The sequence below is a fragment of the Leclercia adecarboxylata genome, from assembly GCF_006874705.1.
In the GTDB taxonomy this organism is placed as follows: domain Bacteria; phylum Pseudomonadota; class Gammaproteobacteria; order Enterobacterales; family Enterobacteriaceae; genus Enterobacter; species Enterobacter adecarboxylatus_C.
Genome location: NZ_CP035382.1, coordinates 4,518,416 through 4,537,027, shown reverse-complemented (window position 1 = coordinate 4,537,027; position 18,612 = coordinate 4,518,416). Strand labels below are relative to the sequence as shown.

Sequence of the window (18,612 nt, the reverse complement as noted above, 5' to 3'; positions counted from 1 at the left end):
ACTGGAGCTCGCCATGATGTTAAGTAAGAAAAATAGCGAGGCGCTGGAAAACTTCAGTGAAAAACTGGAAGTCGAAGGACGCAGTCTCTGGCAGGATGCCCGCCGTCGCTTTATGCACAACCGCGCGGCGGTTGCCAGCCTGATTGTGCTGGTGATTATCGCCCTGTTTGTGACCTTAGCGCCGATGCTGTCGCAGTTCACCTACTTCGATACCGACTGGGGCATGATGTCCAGCGCACCGGATAGCGAATCGGGCCACTACTTCGGCACCGACTCCTCCGGGCGTGACCTGTTGGTCCGTGTGGCCATCGGCGGGCGTATCTCGCTGATGGTGGGGATTGCCGCGGCCTTCGTGGCGGTGATTCTGGGTACCCTGTACGGATCGCTGTCCGGCTATCTCGGCGGCAAAGTCGATTCGGTGATGATGCGTATCCTTGAGATCCTCAACTCCTTCCCGTTCATGTTCTTCGTGATCCTGCTGGTGACCTTCTTCGGTCAGAACATCCTGCTGATCTTCGTTGCTATCGGTATGGTCTCCTGGCTGGACATGGCACGTATCGTGCGCGGCCAGACCCTGAGCCTGAAGCGCAAAGAGTTTATCGAAGCGGCGCAGGTGGGTGGGGTCTCTACCGGCAATATCGTGGTCCGTCATATCGTCCCGAACGTGCTGGGCGTGGTGGTGGTGTATGCCTCCCTGCTGGTGCCGAGCATGATCCTGTTTGAGTCCTTCCTCAGCTTCCTGGGTCTGGGTACCCAGGAGCCGCTGAGCAGCTGGGGTGCATTGCTCAGCGATGGCGCGAACTCGATGGAAGTATCACCGTGGCTGCTGCTGTTCCCGGCAGGTTTCCTGGTCGTGACACTGTTTTGTTTCAACTTTATCGGCGATGGCCTGCGTGATGCCCTCGATCCGAAAGACCGTTAAGGAGCGCCGCCATGACCATTATTGAAACGGCATCTGCGCCACAAACCCAACAGCAGGGCAATGCGCTGCTGGATGTGAAAGATCTGCGCGTCACCTTTAAAACGCCGGATGGCGATGTCACCGCGGTAAACGATCTCAACTTCAGCCTGCGGGCGGGTGAGACGCTGGGGATCGTGGGTGAATCCGGTTCCGGTAAATCCCAGACGGCCTTCGCGCTGATGGGGCTGCTGGCACAAAATGGCGTCATCGGGGGGTCTGCCACCTTTAACGGTAAACAGATCCTCAACCTGCCGGAAAACGAGCTGAACAAGCTGCGCGCCGAGCAGATCTCGATGATTTTCCAGGATCCGATGACCTCCCTGAACCCGTACATGCGGGTGGGCGAGCAGCTGATGGAAGTGCTGATGCTGCATAAAGGGCTGGGCAAAGCCGAAGCCTTTGAAGAGTCGGTGAAAATGCTGGATGCGGTGAAAATGCCTGAAGCGCGTAAGCGTATGCGCATGTTCCCGCATGAGTTTTCCGGCGGGATGCGCCAGCGTGTGATGATCGCCATGGCCCTGCTGTGCCGGCCAAAACTGCTGATTGCCGATGAACCGACCACCGCGCTGGACGTGACCGTTCAGGCGCAGATCATGACCCTGCTGAACGAGCTGAAGCGCGAGTTCAATACGGCGATCATTATGATTACCCACGATCTGGGCGTGGTCGCCGGGATCTGCGACAAAGTGCTGGTGATGTATGCCGGTCGCACCATGGAGTACGGCAAAGCGCGGGATGTGTTCTACAACCCGGCACACCCGTACTCTATCGGCCTGCTGAACGCCGTTCCGCGTCTCGATGCGGAAGGGGAGTCACTGCTGACTATTCCGGGCAACCCGCCAAACCTGCTGCGTCTGCCGAAAGGCTGTCCGTTCCAGCCGCGTTGTCCGCACGCGATGGAGATCTGCAACAGCGCGCCACCGCTGGAAGAGTTTGCCCCAGGCCGTCTGCGTGCCTGCTTTAAGCCGTACGAGGAGCTGGTATGACTGTCATTGACGAAAAACGTAATGTCCTGCTCGAAATCGCGGATCTGAAAGTCCACTTTGATATCAAGGATGGCAAACAGTGGTTCTGGCAGCCGGCCAAAACCCTGAAAGCGGTGGATGGTGTCACCCTGCGTCTGTACGAAGGGGAGACCCTGGGCGTGGTGGGTGAGTCGGGCTGCGGCAAATCTACCTTCGCGCGCGCGATTATTGGTCTGGTGAAAGCGACGGACGGCAAGGTGGCCTGGCTGGGCAAAGATCTGCTGGGGATGAAACCTGAAGAGTGGCGCGCCGTGCGTAGCGACATTCAGATGATTTTCCAGGATCCGCTGGCATCCCTGAACCCGCGTATGACCATCGGGGAGATCATCGCCGAGCCGCTGCGCACCTATCATCCGAAAATGCCACGTACTGAAGTGCGTGACCGCGTCAAAGCGATGATGATGAAAGTGGGCCTGCTGCCGAACCTTATCAACCGCTATCCGCACGAGTTCTCAGGCGGTCAGTGTCAGCGTATCGGGATTGCCCGCGCGCTGATCCTCGAGCCGAAACTGATTATCTGTGACGAACCGGTTTCGGCGCTGGACGTGTCGATCCAGGCGCAGGTGGTTAACCTGCTGCAAAAACTGCAGCGTGAGATGGGCCTGTCGCTGATCTTTATCGCCCACGATCTGGCGGTGGTGAAGCACATCTCCGATCGCGTGCTGGTGATGTACCTGGGTCATGCGGTAGAGCTGGGCACCTACGATGAGGTCTACCACAACCCGCTGCACCCTTATACCAAAGCCCTGATGTCTGCGGTGCCGGTCCCGGATCCGGATCTGGAGAAGAATAAAACTATTCAGCTTCTGGAAGGGGAACTGCCGTCGCCGATCAATCCGCCATCGGGCTGTGTGTTCCGTACCCGCTGCCCTATTGCCGGGCCGGAGTGCGCGAAAACACGTCCGGTGCTCGAAGGCAGCTTCCGCCATGCGGTTTCGTGTCTGAAGGTCGACCCGCTCTGAGTGGATAACAGGTATTAAAAAAGGCTGCATTCGCAGCCTTTTTTTATTCGCGCCAGATTTTATTCACGCCAGAGTATGTGGCACAGCTTATGGTCTTTCTCGCGGCACAGCAGAACACGGGCAAAGATGTCGTTAATCTCACCGCCATCTTCATCAGCCAGGCCAATCACCACCTCAGCGAAGAAGTCCGGGTTCAGGTCATAATCGACGTGCTCTTCCCAGTCTTCAGACGGGTCGAACAGCTCTGCGCCGCCGCGCTCTTCAAACTGTAGATTGAAGAGGATCACATCTGCCGGGTCGAGATTATCGACGGCCAGTTCAAGAAAGATATCGTAGGCCTGCTCAAGCGTTTCGTCTTCGGTCAGGCGATTGTTCAGATCCATTTCCATGATGACTACCTGTTTAACATCGTTGGTTGGGCACGTTTTACAGCAACGGACTAAAGAAGTAAAACAGTCGTTCGGTAATTCGCTGCCACAGCGGTCTTTTCACCCACAAACGCGCGTCCAGCAAGCGGGAGCGGGAGATATAGTCGTCCTGGACGGCGGCCAAATCGCCGCCAAAACCGGCGTCATCGATCACCAGGGTGATCTCAAAATTGAGCCACAGGCTGCGCATGTCCAGGTTAACCGTGCCCACCAGGCTAAGTTCGCCATCCACCAGCACGCTTTTAGTGTGCAGCAGGCCACCTTCGAACTGGTAAATCTTCACCCCGGCGGCCAGCAGTTCGCTAAAGAAGGCCCGGCTGGCCCAGCCCACCAGCACCGAATCGTTCTTGCGCGGCAGGATGATGCTGACGTCGACTCCACGCTGGGCGGCGGTACAGATGGCGTGCAGCAGATCGTCGCTCGGCACGAAGTAGGGGGTGGTCATGATCAGGTATTCGCGGGCGGAATAGGCCGCAGTCAGCAGCGCCTGATGAATGAGATCTTCCGGGAAGCCCGGGCCGGAGGCAATGGTATGGATGGTATGCCCGCTGGCCTGCTCAAACGGCATGATGTTGGCATCCGGGGGCGGAGGCAGAATGCGTTTGCCGGTTTCGATCTCCCAGTCGCAGGAGTAGACAACCCCCATCGCGGTGGCGACCGGGCCCTCCATACGCGCCATCAGATCCACCCACTGGCCCACGCCGGCATCCTGTTTAAAGAAGCGAGGGTCAACCATATTCATGCTGCCGGTATAGGCGATGTAGTTGTCGATCAGCACCATTTTGCGGTGCTGGCGCAGGTCCATCCGGCGCAGGAACACACGCAGCAGATTGACCTTCAACGCCTCAACCACCTCCACCCCGGCATTGCGCATCATCGACGCCCAGTTGCTGCGGAAAAACGTCACGCTGCCGGCGGAGTCGAGCATCAGACGGCAGTGAATGCCCCGGCGCGCGGCGGCCATCAGGGATTCCGCAACCTGGTCGGCCATGCCACCCGGCTGCCAGATATAAAACACCATCTCAATGTTATGCCGCGCCAGCTGAATATCGCGGATCAAAGCATGCATAACGTCATCGGAGGTGGTCATCAGCTGCAGCTGATTGCCCTTGACCCCGGCAATGCCCTGGCGGCGCTCGCAGAGCTGAAACAGGGAGGCGGCGACGTCGCTGTTCTCTTCGGCAAAGATATGTTTGCAGGATTTCAGGTCGTTAAGCCATTTTGCCGTTGAGGGCCACATGGCGCGGGCGCGTTCCGCCCGGCGTTTACCGAGGTGCAGCTCGCCAAAGGATAAATACGCAATAATACCAACCAGCGGGAGGATAAAAATAATCAACAGCCATGCCATGGCGGAGGGGACGGCTCTGCGCTTCATCAGGATGCGTAATGTTACACCTGCGATAATCAGCCAGTACCCCAGAATGAGCAGCCAACTCACCACGGTGTAGAAGGTTGTCATAATAAAAAATCCTTTTGAAAGCGTATTGTTAAGAGTTTACGCGTCAGGATTTTTCTGGCAAATAAAAACGGCAGATAAAAGCGCTGGTTTGCCGCAGGCAAGGGTCTATAATGAGCGCTCTGTTTTGGGAAGAGTTGTTAACATGAAGCGCAGTAGAACAGAAGTAGGGCGCTGGCGCATGTTGCGACAGACAGGTCGTCGCAAAGCGCGTTGGCTGGAAGCACAATCCCGCCGTAATATGCGTATCCACGCCATCAGAAAATGCAGTATGAACCGTCATCGCAATGCGTTGCTGTTCGCCGTTCAGGATTACTGAACGACACAAGGGCACCCTCTGAGGTGCCCGATGTTTTTTAAAGATTCGCTATTTCGAAAAGGAGGATGAAGTGTTTGCGGATTTTGGTGTGCTTAATTTCTGGACCTATGTTGTTGGAGCCATTTTTATCGTTCTGGTTCCGGGCCCAAATACCTTATTCGTCTTAAAAACCGGTATTGGTCACGGCGTGAAAAAGGGCTATCTGGCCGCCAGCGGCGTGTTTATCGGCGATGCGGTGCTGATGTTCCTGGCATGGGCCGGGGTTGCTGCACTGATCCAGACCACCCCGGTACTGTTTAATGTCGTGCGCTATCTCGGGGCGTTCTATCTGTTATGGCTGGGTGGCAAGATGCTCTGGTCGGTGATCCGGCATACACAGCAGGGCGAAGCCGGTGGTATCGAGCCGGCAAAAACCATTATGAAACGCTCGCTGGTGCTAAGTATGACCAACCCGAAAGCGATACTGTTTTATGTCTCGTTCTTTGTGCAGTTTATTGATGTTCAGGCGAAAAACACCGGTGTCGCCTTTATGATCCTCGCGGTCACGCTGGAGGTCATCAGCTTTATCTACATGAGCTTCCTGATTTTCTCCGGGGCGTTTGTCACCCGCTACCTGAAGACTAAAAAGAAACTGGCGAAGCTGGGGAATGGCTTGATAGGTTTGCTGTTTGTGGGCTTCGCGGCGCGGCTGGCGTCGCTGCACTAACGAGAAAAGGCTCCTGATAAGGAGCCTTTTTTATCCTAGAAAACTTTTTTAAACGGCTTCACCACGACGTTATCGTACACCCCAGCGGCCACATACGGATCGTCCTGCGCCCATGCCTGCGCTGCTTCCAGCGATTCAAACTCGGCAATCACCGTCGAGCCGGTAAAGCCGGCCGCACCCGGATCGTTGCTGTCCACAGCGGGCATCGGCCCTGCGGTGAGTAATCTGCCTTCGTCATGCAGCAGCTGTAAGCGCGCAAGATGGGCAGGGCGCACGGAGAGACGTTTTTCAAGAGAATCAGCAACATCTGCAGCAAAAATCACATAAAGCACGGCGGAGCTCCTAAACCAATAAAAGTGTGAATTACGTTATGTGAAAGTGCAGGGGACTGCAATGCAAAGATAGCGACATTGTTAAAACCCTGCTCACTACGTGCCTTTTTTCGCCAGCTGAACGGTTAATTCGGGCGAAGTTTAACTGGCTTATTGAATATGATTGCTATTTGCATTTAAAATCAGGGCCTGGCTTTTTAACTGAAACGATTATGACTTCAATGACCCTTGAACTCCCTCGCCGCTTTCCCTGGCCGACGCTATTGTCCGTCGGTATTCACGGAGCCGTCGTGGCGGGTCTGCTTTACACATCGGTACATCAGGTTATTGAAATGCCAGCGCCCGCGCAGCCGATTTCTGTGACCATGGTAACACCTGCGGAGCTGGAGCCCGTGCAGGTCGCACCACCACCAGAACCTGTTGCAGAACCCGAGCCGGAACCGGAACCGGAAATCGTTCCTGAACCGCCCAAAGAAGCGCCAGTGGTGATCCATAAGCCGGAACCCAAGCCAAAACCAAAACCGAAGCCGAAACCAAAACCGGTGAAAAAGGTGGAAGAGCGTCCGAAGCGTGAAGAGCGCCCGGTTGAACCGCGCACCACCCAGCCGGTGACCAACGCGGCTCCGGCTCGCCCGGTGATGAATTCTTCGCCAGCTACCGCTAAGCCGGTCGCCACGGCCCCTTCCGGCCCGCGTGCGCTGAGCCGTAATCAGCCGGTATATCCGGCGCGGGCGCAGGCGTTACGCATTGAAGGACGCGTTCGCGTGAAGTTTGACGTGACCGCAGACGGGCGGGTGGATAATGTCCAAATCCTTTCTGCACAGCCATCGAATATGTTTGAACGAGATGTGAAAACCGCGATGCGCAAATGGCGCTACGAAACCGGTAAGCCAGGCAGCGGCCTGATCGTGAATATCGTTTTCCGCCTCAACGGCGGGGCACAGATGGAATAAATAAAAAAGCCTCCTGACGGAGGCTTTTTTTTGGCCTGATTGTCAGACCTGCGGCAGAGGACGTGGTTTCCCGTCGTTATCCACCGCGACATAAATAAACAGCGCTTCGGTCGCTTTATAACGCTGGCCGATAGGCTCAGAAGAGACCTTTTTCACCCACACCTCAATGTTGATCGATACCGAGGTATTCCCACGTTTTACGCAACGTGCGTAACAGCAGACGACATCCCCGACCGCCACAGGGCGCAGAAAGGTCATGCCATCGACCCGGACCGTCACCACGCGGCCATGCGCAATCTCTTTGGCGAGGATCGCCCCACCCATATCCATCTGCGACATCAGCCAGCCGCCAAAAATATCGCCGTTCGCATTGGTGTCGGCGGGCATTGCAAGTGTGCGTAAAACCAGTTCGCCCTGTGGGGCGTTCGTTGTTGTCATTATGGACTCTACTCATTACGGAGGACTTCAGGCGGGATGCTACTATGATTTAAAGCCAGAGAGAACAGAAGAAAACGCCAGGCTGTTAAAGCCTGGCGGGAGGATTACTGCTTGTCGTCCTGCGGCATATGGCGATAGATGTAGATACCGCTCAACAGGGTGAAAATCAGCGTTAAGGCGGTCAGACCAAAGACTTTGAAGTTGACCCAGATATTCTGCGGCAGCCAGAAGGCGATATAGATATTCGCCAGACCGCAGAGAATAAAGAATACCGCCCAGGCGATATTCAGGCGCGACCAGACGCTCTGCGGCAGGGCCAGCTCTTTACCCAGCATGCGCTGGATGAGCGGCTTTTTCATCACCCACTGGCTGAACAGCAGGGCACCGGCAAACAGCACGTAGATGACGGTCACTTTCCACTTGATGAACTCATCGTTGTGGAAAAAGACGGTCAACCCGCCGAAAAAGGCCACCAGCACAAAGGTGATCAAGGCCATCTTTTCGACCTTGCGGTAGCGCACCCAGCTGTAGATCAGCACTATCGCGGTGGCGACGATCAGGGCGGTGGTTGCCGCATAGATGTCATACAGCTTGTAGAAGGCAAAAAAGACAACCAGGGGTAAAAAATCAAGAAACTGCTTCATTCTTCGATTCCATCATCTGCGACGGCCCGCGCGTGTTGCCCGGGCCGTCAGAAAAATTACTGGCGAATTAACGTATACAGGCGGAACAAGTAGACGAGCAATACCGCTGAAATCAGGTTGCTCACCGTATTTGCCACTATAGCGCCGACGTTTGGGGTCAGTACGGCCAGGTTCGGGGCAAACAGCAGCAGCAAGGTTTTAGCCAGCAGCCAGCTCATCACCGCCGGAGCAACCAGACGCATATTAGACCATGCCAGACGAATGCTGCTACGCATGGCGACAAAAATGCCCATTCTGTCCTGCACCACCATAATCGGCGCAAAGGCGAGCACAATCGCTAACAGCACCCCCGGCACCACAACCAGCATAATTCCTAATTGCACCAGCATGGTGGTTAAAAAGATCAGGATAAACAGTTTTGGCAGCAGCGGTGCGCTGGCACCAATCGCCCGCAGGGCGCTGACGCGTTGTCCGGCAGAAACCAGCTGGATCATTAAGAGTACGCCACCTGCGAGAATGGCATTGCCAATCAAACCGGAAAAGGTGGTCGCGGCAGAGGCGCGCAACAGGATCTGCTGCTGCTCTGGCGTCATATTCTGCACCATCTCAAACAGCCCGACGCTGCTGGCGATCTGATCGCCCTGACTCAGGCTGGCAATCTGCTCCTCACTCGGCGAAAAGGCGTGACCAAGTACCACCGTGATTAATGCGCACAACAAGGCGATCAGTAAAAAGGTAATGAACTGATTGCGGAAGAAATTCCCCGTGTCACGGTAGACAGACTTCGCCGTGATAGACATGCACTCTCCTTGAGTATTGCAGGTGTTAATTAGCGGGCAATTGTACCCTGGATAACTGCCCGGTGGCAGTATCAAGGCTTGTATGGAAAAGCATATCTTTGTAAAGCGCCCGTAATGCGTCGCTCTAATTTTGCGCGGTTGATATCACGCTGCGCTTTATTCGCCTGAAACGACAAAATTGATCCAGGCACTAACTACCAATTTTTGCCAGAAGTTGAAAAAATTAATTTAGATCAATGAATGTTAAATCACTGAATCTAATGTGATCTGAGTGAGATCACTTAGTAATCATTTATGGGTATATTCCGTTCTCCAATAAAACCATAACGAGGGAATGGATATGAAAAAAGCAGCAGTGGCAGCACTGATTCTGAGCAGTTTATCCGGCGGCGCAGTTGCCCACGAAGCAGGCGAGTTCTTTTTCCGCCTGGGGTCCGCCACGGTACGTCCGACGGAAGGCTCGGACAATGTTCTGGGTTTGGGCGGCTTTAACGTCAGTAACAATACCCAGGCTGGGATGACCTTTACCTGGATGGCTACCAACAACGTCGGCGTTGAACTGCTGGCGGCGACGCCGTTTCGCCACAAGGTAGGTACAGGCCCAACCGGGAATATCGCCACGGTTCACCACCTGCCGCCCACCCTGATGGCCCAGTGGTATTTCGGCGATGCCGGTAGTAAGGTTCGCCCCTATGTTGGCGCCGGGGTTAACTACACCACCTTCTTTGATGAGAAGTTTAACGACACGGGTAAAGCGGCGGGCCTTTCCGACCTGAGCCTGAAAGACTCATGGGGCGCGGCGGGGCAGGTAGGGTTGGATTACCTCATCAACCGCGACTGGCTGATTAACATGTCGGTCTGGTATATGGACATTGACACCGAAGTGCGCTTTAAGGCGGGCGATCAGCAGCAGAATATCAGCACCCGTCTGGACCCGTGGGTGTTCATGTTCTCGGCGGGATATCGTTTCTGAAGAGAAGAAGGCCCCGCAGGGCCTTCATTATTTATTTACGACCCAGCAACAGGCCGAGGACAATACCCACCGCACCTGCGGCAATGAGGCCGGTAAGGGGATTATTTTTAACCGCGTCGGTAACGTCAGTAACAACGTCACTGGCCTGAGCAGCATATTTACGCCCGGCACCCTTCAACTGATGTTTTGGCGAATCAACGGCCTCGCCAAACTGCTGCTGTGCAGCACCGGCGAATTCATCCAGTTTGTTCTTCGCTTTTTCACCTGCATATTGTGCATCATTATCAAGATTTTGGTCTGACATAACGTTCTCCTTTTGTAGTCAATGTAAAGCATAGACTCCTTGGGGATATCCTGAAGAAAATGGGATTAATACTTAAAAAAAGGGGTGGCCTGTCGCCACCCCCTTATTATTTTTGAATCAAATAACGGATGGTCGGCCCATCCTGTTGAATATCCAGCACCGTATAACCGTGGTTTTTGGCATCCAGTGGAATATTGTTGATGGATTGCGGACAGTCGCTCACCACCTCGAGGATCTCGCCTTTTTTTAGCTGCGGCATCGCTTCAAGGGTAGCGACAGCCGGGTAGGGGCAAGGCTCACCTACCATATCGAGGCGGTAATCGGGAACGATCTCTTTCATGCGGCTTCCTCACGTAATTCAGTTTTCACGGCAGCGCGACGGAAGAAGCGTTTCTCCTGCGCCAGTACCAGTAAAAAGGCGATTAACAGCATCAGATAGGTCACCAGCAACCCGCCGAGCGGACCAAAGGTGTTGAGAAGATTGACCTTGTCCCAGTTGGTCGCCAGCGCTGGCGCAAAATCATCCCAGTAGTAAGCCAGCAGGGTGGAGCCCAGCACGTTACCCAGACCGACCCACCAGTAGTGGACCTGGCCTTCCACCGCGCGGTACATCCAGCCCGTTTCGCAGCCGCCCGCCAGCACGATACCGAAGCCAAACAGCAGCCCGCCGATAATAGCGTTCGGGCCTGCCCACATGATTTTGGGCGCCACGCCCAGCTGGACGTAGCTGAAAATGCCGATGGCGCTTACCGCCATCCCGGCGATGATCGCTTTTGCCATCATCGTGCGTCCGGTTATCCACATGTCGCGAAATGCCGAGGTAAAACAGATCTGTGCCCGCTCAATCAGCAGGCCAAAGCCGACGCCGAACAGCATCGCCAGCCCGAGTTTGGGCTGATCCAGCGCGGTACAGAGCGCCCAGGCCAGCATGCCGAAGAAGACCAGCATTCCGAGGCGAAAGCGGCGGCGGGCCTGATCCGGCTTCTGCGTCAGCGGCGAAGCGGAACTTACCTTTTGCATTTTGATCGGAATACGGAACAGGGGCAGCAGCGTAAAGCGTGCGCCAAAGTACGAGCCCATGGCGGTGGCCAGGGCAAAGAACCAGGCGTGGAGTGAGAACTGCGGAATGCCGGTGAAAAAGGCAGCCAGATTACAGCCCATCGCCAGTCGCGCGCCAAACCCGGCGATGATACCCCCGACAACCGCCTGGGCGATGCGGATCCGGCTCTGCGGCATGCGCAGTTTCACGTTATTGGCCCACAGCGCCGCGGCAAAACAGCCCCCGAACATGCCAATGATCATCATGCCGTCGATACGGGTGAGCGGGGTCCCTTCAAGGTGAATCAGTTTAAAGTAGCCCCACTCTTCGGTGTGAACCCCCGCCAGCTGCAGGAGCTGACCGCCCCAGCGGGTGAATTCGCCGGTCACGGCCCAGAAGGTGCCGGTGATGCCGAAATAGTAGGTGGAGAGAATACCTGCTGCAATAACCGCAGGAACGGGAGACCAGAACTTAATTAAATAAGCCTGTTTAAAGTGTTGCCACGACATAGATAAGCCTCTGAACTCAGAAGGTTTAAGAAGGAAGAACTACAGGACGGGGGGATAATACGCCGGGAAACACATTTGACCAGCGTTAAATGCACTAAAGCTCGAAGGGATCAATTTACGCAGGACGCCGTCTGGCAAAACCAGACGGCGTTACTGTTATTGTGGACGGGTCGCCGCCTTCATGGCGCTGGCGAAGCTTTTCAGCTCGCTCAGCATTTTGTCAGGCGTATTGACGTTGTTCTCGATAATTTTCACGATCGCCGAACCGGAAATCGCACCGGCAGCACCGGCACCCAGCGCCGCAGAGACCTGCTCCGGGGCCGAAATGCCAAAGCCCTGCAGCGGCGGTGCAGCATTATACTCCGCCAGCTTCTCCACCAGATGATGCAGCGGCAGGGCGGCTTTGTTCTCCGCACCCGTCACTCCAGCGCGCGACAGCAGGTAGGTATACCCGCGACCGTGGGAGGCGATCTGGCGCAGCAGTTCGTCGTCGGCGTTCGGCGGGCAGATAAAAATTGGCGCGACGTTATGACGCATCGCCGCCTGGCGGAACGGGGCTGACTCTTCGACCGGCACATCGGCCACCAGCACCGAATCCACCCCCACGCGCGCGCACTCGGCGTAGAACTCGTCGATGCCGCGGTTAAACACCAGGTTGGCGTACATCAGCAGGCCGATGGGAATGGTCGGGTATTTCTGGCGAATCGTCGCCAGCAGCTCAAAGCACTGGGTCGGGGTCACGCCTGCGGCGAAGGCGCGCAGCGTAGCGGCCTGGATGGTCGGGCCATCGGCCAGCGGATCGGAGAAGGGAATGCCCAGCTCCAGCGCATCAGCACCGGCTTCTATCAGGGTGTCGATAATTTTCAGCGACTGCTCAGGAGAGGGATCCCCCAGGGTGACGAAGGGAACAAAGGCGCCTTCCTTGCGGGCTTTCAGCTCAGCAAACACGTTATCGTAACGTTCCATCAAATTTCCCCTCGTGCTTTCAGAATATCGTGAACGGTAAAGATGTCTTTATCACCGCGACCGGAAAGGTTCACCACCAGCAGCTGCTCTTTTTCCGGGTTGTCTTTGATCATTTTCAGGGCATGGGCCAGCGCGTGAGAGGACTCCAGCGCCGGGATAATCCCCTCTTTACGGCACAGGGTTTTGAATGCTTCCAGCGCTTCGTCATCGGTGATCGACACATACTCGGCGCGACCGATGCTGTTCAGGTACGCATGCTGTGGCCCGACGGACGGGAAATCCAGCCCGGCAGAGATGGAGTACGACTCTTCAATCTGCCCTTCGTCGGTCTGCATCATCGGCGCTTTCATGCCGAAATAGATCCCCACGCGGCCATGCTTCAGCGGCGCACCGTGCTCGCCAGTTTCAATCCCATGACCGGCAGGCTCAACGCCAACCAGCCCTACGCTGGTGTCGTCGATGAAATCGGCAAACATACCGATGGCGTTAGAGCCGCCGCCCACGCAGGCGATCACCGCATCCGGCAGACGTCCCTCTTTTTCAAGGATCTGCGCTTTGGTCTCTTCGCCGATCATGCGCTGGAATTCGCGCACGATGGTCGGGAACGGGTGCGGGCCCGCGGCGGTACCCAGCATATAGTGGGCATTTTCATAGTTACCGGACCAGTCGCGCAGCGCCTCGTTACAGGCATCTTTCAGAGTGGCCGAGCCGCTGTGTACCGGGATCACTTCCGCGCCCATCAGACGCATACGGAAGACGTTCGGCGACTGACGCTCAACGTCTTTGGCACCCATGTAGATGCGGCATTTCAGGCCGAGCAGGGCGCTGGCCAGGGCCGAGGCAACCCCATGCTGGCCGGCACCGGTTTCGGCGATAATTTCGGTTTTACCCATCCGTTTTGCCAGCAGGGCCTGACCCAGTACCTGGTTGGTCTTATGCGCACCGCCGTGGAGCAGATCTTCACGCTTCAGATACAGCGTGGTGTTCGTGCCTTCGGTCAGGTTGCGGCATTTGGTCAGGGCCGTCGGACGGCCGGCATAGTTTTTTAGCAGGTCGGTAAATTCAGCCTGGAAGAGCGGATCTTTTTGCGCGCTCACGAACGCCTCTTCCAGCTGGCGCAGGGCGGGCATCAGGATCTGCGGCACATACATACCGCCGAATTCGCCAAAGTAAGGGTTTAATAATGTGGTCATTTTCTCTTCCTTAATATGCACGCAGCGTTTTGAACACCGAAGCCAGCTTGCCAGCATCTTTGATGCCCGGCTGCGACTCAACGCCTGAATTGAAATCAAGACCTGCGCAGCCTGATTTGGCGGCTTCAACGCAGTTATCCGGGCTTAAGCCCCCGGCGAGCAGGACGTTGTCCAGCTTCTCGCCGTTGAGCAGCGACCAGTCAAAGCGCTGCCCGGTTCCGCCCTGGCCATTATCCAGAACATATTTATCGATATGTTGCAGCGTGCGTGGCGGCAGGGTCTCGCCCACACTCAGCGCTTTCCAGATTTGCACCTGCGGGTTCAGTGTTTCACGCAGGGCATCGATATAGTTCTGATCTTCGCTGCCATGCAGCTGAACGGCAGCGAGCGAAAGCTGACCAGCAAGGGCTACCACATTCTCTATGGCCGCATTGCGGAATACGCCCACATATTGCAGTGGCGCGGCGGCGATCACCTCCCGCGCCTGGGTTTCGCTGACGTTGCGTGGGGAAGACGCAACGAAAATCAGCCCGCCGTAAATCGCGCCCGCTTCATGGGCCGCAGCGGCATCCTGAGGACGCGTCAGGCCGCAGACCTTGTTCTCACCCAGCAGGACGCGACGCACCGCCGCGCCGAGATCGGCCTGCTCCATCATCGCCGAACCAATCAGGAAGCCGTTGGCGAAGTGGCTCAGCTCGCGGACCTGGGCATAACTGTTGATGCCGGACTCGCTGATGACCGTCACACCAGCCCCCAGACGCGGCGCGAGCTGGCGTGTACGGTTGAGGTCGATAGAGAGATCGCGCAGGTCGCGGTTATTTATACCTACCACCTTCGCCTCCAGGGCGATGGCGCGCTCCAGCTCCTCTTCGTTGCTCACTTCGGTCAGCACGCCCATGTTCAGGCTGTGCGCCACCGCGGCAAGCTGACGGTACTGCTCATCATCCAGCACCGAGAGCATCAGCAGACAGGCGTCGGCCTGATAAAAGCGCGCCAGCCAGATTTGGTACGGGTCGATAATAAAGTCTTTGCACAAAATCGGCTGCGGGGCGATCCCGCTGACGATCGGCAGAAAATCAAAGCTGCCCTGAAAATATTTCTCATCGGTCAGCACGGAAATGGCCGAAGCGTGGTGCTTATAGATGGCGGCGATCTGTGCCGGGTCGAAATCATCGCGGATCACCCCTTTCGACGGGGAGGCCTTTTTGCACTCCAGGATAAACGCGGTGCGCGCACCCCGCAGGGCGTCATAAAAACGACGGCTGCTCGGCACCACCTCATTCTGGAAACTGGCGAGCGGTTGCTGCTCTTTACGGGCTTCAACCCAGATGGCCTTATCGGCAACGATTTTCGCTAATACGGTCTGCATTGTTTACCCTCTTGCCGCAAGTGCGGTCACTCGGTCGTAGGCTGCGCCAGAGCGCAGCACATCCATCACTTTTTGCACGTTGACCTGGAGATCTTCGTCGCCGTGCAGACGCATCAGCATGGCGACGTTAGCGGCCACAGCGGCCTCATGCGCAGGCTCACCTTTACCTTGTAACAGGCGCGTCAGAATGTCACGGTTTTCTTCCGGGGTGCCGCCTGCCAGCTGCTCCTGGTGATACGGCGTTAAGCCAAAGTCTGCCGCTTCAAGCTGATAGCTTTTGATTTCGCCGTTATTCAGCTCTGCCACCAGCGTTGGCGCATGCAGGGAGACTTCATCCATCCCGCCGCTGTGCACCACCGCGGCGCGCTGATAACCGAGCACGCGCAGGGTTTCGGCAATCGGCAGCACCAGCTCCGGACTGTAGACACCAATCAGCGCCAGCGGCGGATGCGCCGGATTGATCAGCGGGCCCAGCACGTTAAACAGGGTGCGGGTTTTCAGCTGCTGACGCACCGGCATCGCGTGACGGAATCCAGTGTGATACTTAGGCGCGAAGAGGAAGCAGACGCCCAGTTCGTCCAGCGCATCACGGGATTTCTCCGCGTTCATGTCCAGGTTGATGCCGAAGGCGGCCAGCAGATCCGACGAACCGGAACGGCTGGAGACGCTGCGATTGCCGTGCTTCGCCACCTTCAGCCCACAGGCTGCGGCCACAAAAGCGCTGGCGGTGGAGATATTGATACTGTTGCTGCCGTCGCCGCCGGTCCCGACGATATCCGCGAACAGATAGTCCGGGCGCGGGAAGGGGGCGGCATTTTCCAGCAGGGCAGTTGCGGCACCGGCGATCTCCTGCGGCTGCTCGCCGCGCACTTTCATGCTCACCAGCGCGGCGGCCAGCTGCTCGGGCTTCAGCTCTCCGCGCACCACGGCGGAGAACAGCTGGTGGCTCTCCTGCTGGCTCAGGGTCTGCGCCTGATAGAGTTTTTCCAGAATCGGCTGCAGGCTGTTGGTCTGCTCCAGCTTCTGCAGCGCCCAGTTGAGTGTCTGTTCCAGCAGGCGTGCGCCCTGGGAAGTCAGAATGGATTCCGGGTGGAACTGCATGCCGCACACCCGGTCTGCATCGTGACGTACCGCCATCACCATCCCGTTGTAATGGGCGTTGATGGTCAGGCCCGCCGGGATATTGCTGCCCACCAGCGAGTGATAGCGCGCCACCGGCAGCGGGTTCATCAGCCCGGCAAACATCGCCTGGCCGTCATGTTCAATGCTGGAAGCTTTCCCGTGCAGGATCTCACCGGCCTGGCCGACGTAACCGCCGTAGGCCTCAACAATCGCCTGATGACCCAGACAGATGCCGATGATGGGCAGCTTGCCGCGCATACGGGTTAACAGCTCCGGCATACAGCCCGCTTCGCTCGGCGCACCCGGGCCAGGGGAGAGCATCAGCACCGGGTTTTGCATGGTGGCCAGACGGTCGATTAAGGTCTGGGCCGGGACATGGTTACGGTAAATGACCACGTTGTGACCGTTAGCACGCAGCTGATCCGCCAGGTTATAGGTAAATGAGTCGATATTATCGAGCAGCAGAATGTCAGCCATCAGAAAATCTCCTGTGCGTGATGGGCGGTCGCAATCGCGCGCAGTACCGCGCGGGCCTTATTGCGGGTTTCGTCAGCTTCAGACTGCGGAACCGAGTCGAGCACAATGCCTGCGCCGGCCTGGACGGTGGCGATGCCTTCTTCAACGTAGGCGGAGCGGATCACGATGCAGGTATCCAGATCGCCGTGGGCGGTGAAGTAACCCACCGCACCGCCGTAGCTGCCGCGACGGCGACCTTCGGCCTGGGCGATAAGCTGCATGGCACGGACTTTCGGCGCCCCGCTGAGGGTGCCCATGTTCATGCAGGCGCGGTAGGCGTGCAGCACATCCAAATCCTGACGCAGCTCGCCGACCACGCGGGAGACAAGGTGCATCACGAAAGAGTAGCGGTCCACTTTGGTTAAGTCGGCTACGTAGCGACTGCCCGGGGTGCAGATGCGCGCCAGGTCGTTACGCGCCAGATCCACCAGCATCAGGTGCTCGGACATCTCTTTCTGGTCGGTGCGCATCTCCAGCTCGATACGGCTGTCGAGATCGCGATCCAGAGAACCGTCGGCGCGACGACCGCGTGGGCGGGTACCGGCAATCGGATAGATTTCAATCTGGCGGCTGGTGGCGTCGTACTTCAGGGAGCTCTCCGGCGAAGCGCCGAACAGCGTAAAATCGTTATCCTGCATAAAGAACATGTACGGGCTGGGATTGCTCTTCTTCAGCACGTCGTAGGCGGCCAGCGGAGACGGGCAGGGCAGGGAGAAGCGACGGGAGGGCACCACCTGGAAAATTTCACCCGCGCGAATCGCTTTCTGCATCTGGCGAACCACCACGCCGTACTCATCGTCCGTCTGGCTGACATCACAATGCATCTGCTCCACGCGCTGCACCGGCAGCTCCGGTGGGGCTTCATTCATTTGCTCCTGCAGCTGGGCGATACGCTGTTCAAGGCGCTGTTTCTCCGCCAGTAACGGCGTAAACAGGCTGGCCTGAATGCGGGTGTATTTTTTCTGGTGGTCGATCACCAGTAAGGTTTCTGCCAGGTAGAAGCAGTAGTCCGGGCAGCGGTTGCCTTGTTCAAGTTCCGGCAGCTCCTCGAAACCGGCGACCAGGTCATAGGCAAACAGCCCGCCGAAGAACATCGCTTCGCGCTCGTGTTCCGGCACGTTCACCAGATTTTGCAGCAGGCGGAAGGCATCAAACACCGACAGCGAGCAGAGGCGGGCATCTTCGTCCAGCAGCTGGCTGACCGGTGGAAAGTGCAGGATCCGCTGGTCCGGGCGATGTTCATTCTCGATGCCTGCCGGCAGCACGTCATCCAGCAAACAGAGCAGCGCTGCGCCGTTTTCAGAGAGCGCCTGCAGGGTGACGGTGTTGCCAAGGGCGGTGATGCGCAGCGCGCTATCGACCAGCAGCAGGCTTTTCAGGTCATCCTTACTGTCGATATCCGCAGACTCCAGCAGCAGCGTGGCAGGGCGCGCGCCGCAGACCTGATGGAACAGGGCGGTAGGATTGTGGCGATACGCCGCCTCACGGGTCAGCAGTTCGAGGGTCGGTTTGGCTGTTTGCATTATGTTGTTCTCTTTATTCTGTTCATAAAAAAGCCCGCTCAGTGGCGGGCCAGGTATCTGTTTGCATGACGCAG

21 protein-coding genes, 1 pseudogene and 1 other annotated feature (1 of these 23 running past the window's edge) are annotated in these 18,612 nt (G+C 57.0%); of the genes and pseudogenes, 7 read left to right on the top strand and 15 right to left on the bottom strand.

Translation table 11 applies throughout. From position 1 onward, the window contains the following. Nucleotides 1-13 precede the first annotated feature (13 nt). From oppC to oppF, 3 genes are read left to right on the top strand one after another with little or no spacing between them, the layout of a single operon-like run. A complete protein-coding gene (oppC, locus tag ES815_RS22670) occupies nucleotides 14-922 on the top strand; it encodes an oligopeptide ABC transporter permease OppC (RefSeq protein WP_142489830.1) in 909 nt (302 codons plus the stop codon). Nucleotides 923-933: 11 nt separating this feature from the next. Then, nucleotides 934-1,947 (top strand): ABC transporter ATP-binding protein, encoded by a 1,014-nt coding sequence (locus ES815_RS22665; protein ID WP_142489829.1) that lies wholly within the window; start codon nucleotides 934-936, stop codon nucleotides 1,945-1,947. Then, nucleotides 1,944-2,948 (top strand): murein tripeptide/oligopeptide ABC transporter ATP-binding protein OppF, encoded by a 1,005-nt coding sequence (oppF, locus tag ES815_RS22660; protein ID WP_142489828.1) that lies wholly within the window; start codon nucleotides 1,944-1,946, stop codon nucleotides 2,946-2,948. Before ES815_RS22665 ends, oppF begins: the two co-directional genes overlap by 4 nt. Before the next feature lie 59 nt (nucleotides 2,949-3,007). Here oppF and ES815_RS22655 read toward each other — a convergent pair whose 3' ends face one another. Both ES815_RS22655 and cls read right to left on the bottom strand, forming a co-directional pair. Further along, nucleotides 3,008-3,337: an HI1450 family dsDNA-mimic protein gene (locus tag ES815_RS22655; RefSeq protein WP_142489827.1), complete on the bottom strand. Its 330-nt coding sequence runs from the start codon at nucleotides 3,335-3,337 to the stop codon at nucleotides 3,008-3,010. Between the two features lie 37 nt (nucleotides 3,338-3,374). Continuing rightward, complete coding sequence (gene cls / locus ES815_RS22650; RefSeq protein ID WP_142489826.1) at nucleotides 3,375-4,835, bottom strand: cardiolipin synthase; 1,461 nt, start codon at nucleotides 4,833-4,835, stop codon at nucleotides 3,375-3,377. 142 nt (nucleotides 4,836-4,977) lie between these two features. Between cls and ES815_RS22645 the strand changes: the two genes are divergently transcribed. Both ES815_RS22645 and leuE read left to right on the top strand, forming a co-directional pair. Then, entirely contained in the window at nucleotides 4,978-5,151 is a 174-nt protein-coding gene (locus ES815_RS22645) for a YciY family protein (RefSeq protein WP_098946243.1), read from the top strand. A gap of 70 nt (nucleotides 5,152-5,221) precedes the next feature. Beyond that, nucleotides 5,222-5,857 carry a leucine efflux protein LeuE gene (gene leuE / locus ES815_RS22640; RefSeq protein ID WP_142489825.1) on the top strand — a complete coding sequence of 212 codons (636 nt, stop codon included), beginning with the start codon at nucleotides 5,222-5,224 and terminating at the stop codon, nucleotides 5,855-5,857. A 35-nt stretch (nucleotides 5,858-5,892) separates the two neighbouring features. Here leuE and ES815_RS22635 read toward each other — a convergent pair whose 3' ends face one another. Then, a complete protein-coding gene (locus tag ES815_RS22635) occupies nucleotides 5,893-6,189 on the bottom strand; it encodes a YciI family protein (RefSeq protein ID WP_032611245.1) in 297 nt (98 codons plus the stop codon). Between the two features lie 221 nt (nucleotides 6,190-6,410). On the opposite strand from ES815_RS22635, the gene tonB reads away from it, so the two are divergent. Next, complete coding sequence (gene tonB, locus ES815_RS22630) at nucleotides 6,411-7,142, top strand: TonB system transport protein TonB (RefSeq protein WP_142490110.1); 732 nt, start codon at nucleotides 6,411-6,413, stop codon at nucleotides 7,140-7,142. A 42-nt stretch (nucleotides 7,143-7,184) separates the two neighbouring features. Here the strand turns inward: tonB and yciA are convergent, their stop codons facing one another. From yciA to ES815_RS22610, 4 genes and pseudogenes are all read right to left on the bottom strand, one after another. Further along, on the bottom strand, nucleotides 7,185-7,580 hold the full coding sequence (yciA, locus tag ES815_RS22625) for an acyl-CoA thioester hydrolase YciA (RefSeq protein WP_142489824.1): 396 nt from the start codon (nucleotides 7,578-7,580) through the stop codon (nucleotides 7,185-7,187). Between the two features lie 104 nt (nucleotides 7,581-7,684). Further along, a complete protein-coding gene (locus ES815_RS22620; RefSeq protein WP_142489823.1) occupies nucleotides 7,685-8,224 on the bottom strand; it encodes a septation protein A in 540 nt (179 codons plus the stop codon). A gap of 56 nt (nucleotides 8,225-8,280) precedes the next feature. Further along, nucleotides 8,281-9,024: a YciC family protein gene (locus tag ES815_RS22615; protein WP_142489822.1), complete on the bottom strand. Its 744-nt coding sequence runs from the start codon at nucleotides 9,022-9,024 to the stop codon at nucleotides 8,281-8,283. Between the two features lie 25 nt (nucleotides 9,025-9,049). Continuing rightward, nucleotides 9,050-9,139, bottom strand: a pseudogene (locus ES815_RS22610) (YkgJ family cysteine cluster protein); the annotation flags it as partial. 225 nt (nucleotides 9,140-9,364) lie between these two features. On the opposite strand from ES815_RS22610, the gene ompW reads away from it, so the two are divergent. After that, nucleotides 9,365-9,997, top strand: a complete 633-nt coding sequence (ompW, locus tag ES815_RS22605) for an outer membrane protein OmpW (protein WP_142489821.1) — start codon at nucleotides 9,365-9,367, stop codon at nucleotides 9,995-9,997. Nucleotides 9,998-10,028: 31 nt separating this feature from the next. Here the strand turns inward: ompW and ES815_RS22600 are convergent, their stop codons facing one another. The 8 genes from ES815_RS22600 to ES815_RS22565 form a co-directional block, all read right to left on the bottom strand. After that, nucleotides 10,029-10,301 (bottom strand): YqjD family protein, encoded by a 273-nt coding sequence (locus ES815_RS22600; RefSeq protein ID WP_103179906.1) that lies wholly within the window; start codon nucleotides 10,299-10,301, stop codon nucleotides 10,029-10,031. 106 nt (nucleotides 10,302-10,407) lie between these two features. Next, nucleotides 10,408-10,641 carry a sulfurtransferase-like selenium metabolism protein YedF gene (gene yedF, locus ES815_RS22595; RefSeq protein WP_039030671.1) on the bottom strand — a complete coding sequence of 78 codons (234 nt, stop codon included), beginning with the start codon at nucleotides 10,639-10,641 and terminating at the stop codon, nucleotides 10,408-10,410. Then, on the bottom strand, nucleotides 10,638-11,849 hold the full coding sequence (yedE, locus tag ES815_RS22590; RefSeq protein WP_142489820.1) for a selenium metabolism membrane protein YedE/FdhT: 1,212 nt from the start codon (nucleotides 11,847-11,849) through the stop codon (nucleotides 10,638-10,640). Before yedE ends, yedF begins: the two co-directional genes overlap by 4 nt. Before the next feature lie 156 nt (nucleotides 11,850-12,005). Next, complete coding sequence (trpA, locus tag ES815_RS22585; RefSeq protein WP_142489819.1) at nucleotides 12,006-12,815, bottom strand: tryptophan synthase subunit alpha; 810 nt, start codon at nucleotides 12,813-12,815, stop codon at nucleotides 12,006-12,008. Then, nucleotides 12,815-14,008 (bottom strand): tryptophan synthase subunit beta, encoded by a 1,194-nt coding sequence (gene trpB, locus ES815_RS22580; RefSeq protein WP_142489818.1) that lies wholly within the window; start codon nucleotides 14,006-14,008, stop codon nucleotides 12,815-12,817. The genes trpA and trpB overlap by 1 nt, the downstream gene beginning before the upstream one ends. A 10-nt stretch (nucleotides 14,009-14,018) precedes the next feature. Next, a complete protein-coding gene (trpCF, locus tag ES815_RS22575) occupies nucleotides 14,019-15,377 on the bottom strand; it encodes a bifunctional indole-3-glycerol-phosphate synthase TrpC/phosphoribosylanthranilate isomerase TrpF (protein WP_142489817.1) in 1,359 nt (452 codons plus the stop codon). 3 nt (nucleotides 15,378-15,380) lie between these two features. Beyond that, a complete protein-coding gene (trpD, locus tag ES815_RS22570; protein ID WP_142489816.1) occupies nucleotides 15,381-16,976 on the bottom strand; it encodes a bifunctional anthranilate synthase glutamate amidotransferase component TrpG/anthranilate phosphoribosyltransferase TrpD in 1,596 nt (531 codons plus the stop codon). Continuing rightward, the gene (locus ES815_RS22565) at nucleotides 16,976-18,538 is read right to left on the bottom strand and encodes an anthranilate synthase component 1 (RefSeq protein WP_142489815.1); all 1,563 of its coding nucleotides are present in this window, start codon (nucleotides 18,536-18,538) and stop codon (nucleotides 16,976-16,978) included. Before ES815_RS22565 ends, trpD begins: the two co-directional genes overlap by 1 nt. A 24-nt stretch (nucleotides 18,539-18,562) precedes the next feature. Then, nucleotides 18,563-18,612 (bottom strand) — a sequence feature (Trp leader region) (it continues 45 nt past the right edge of the window).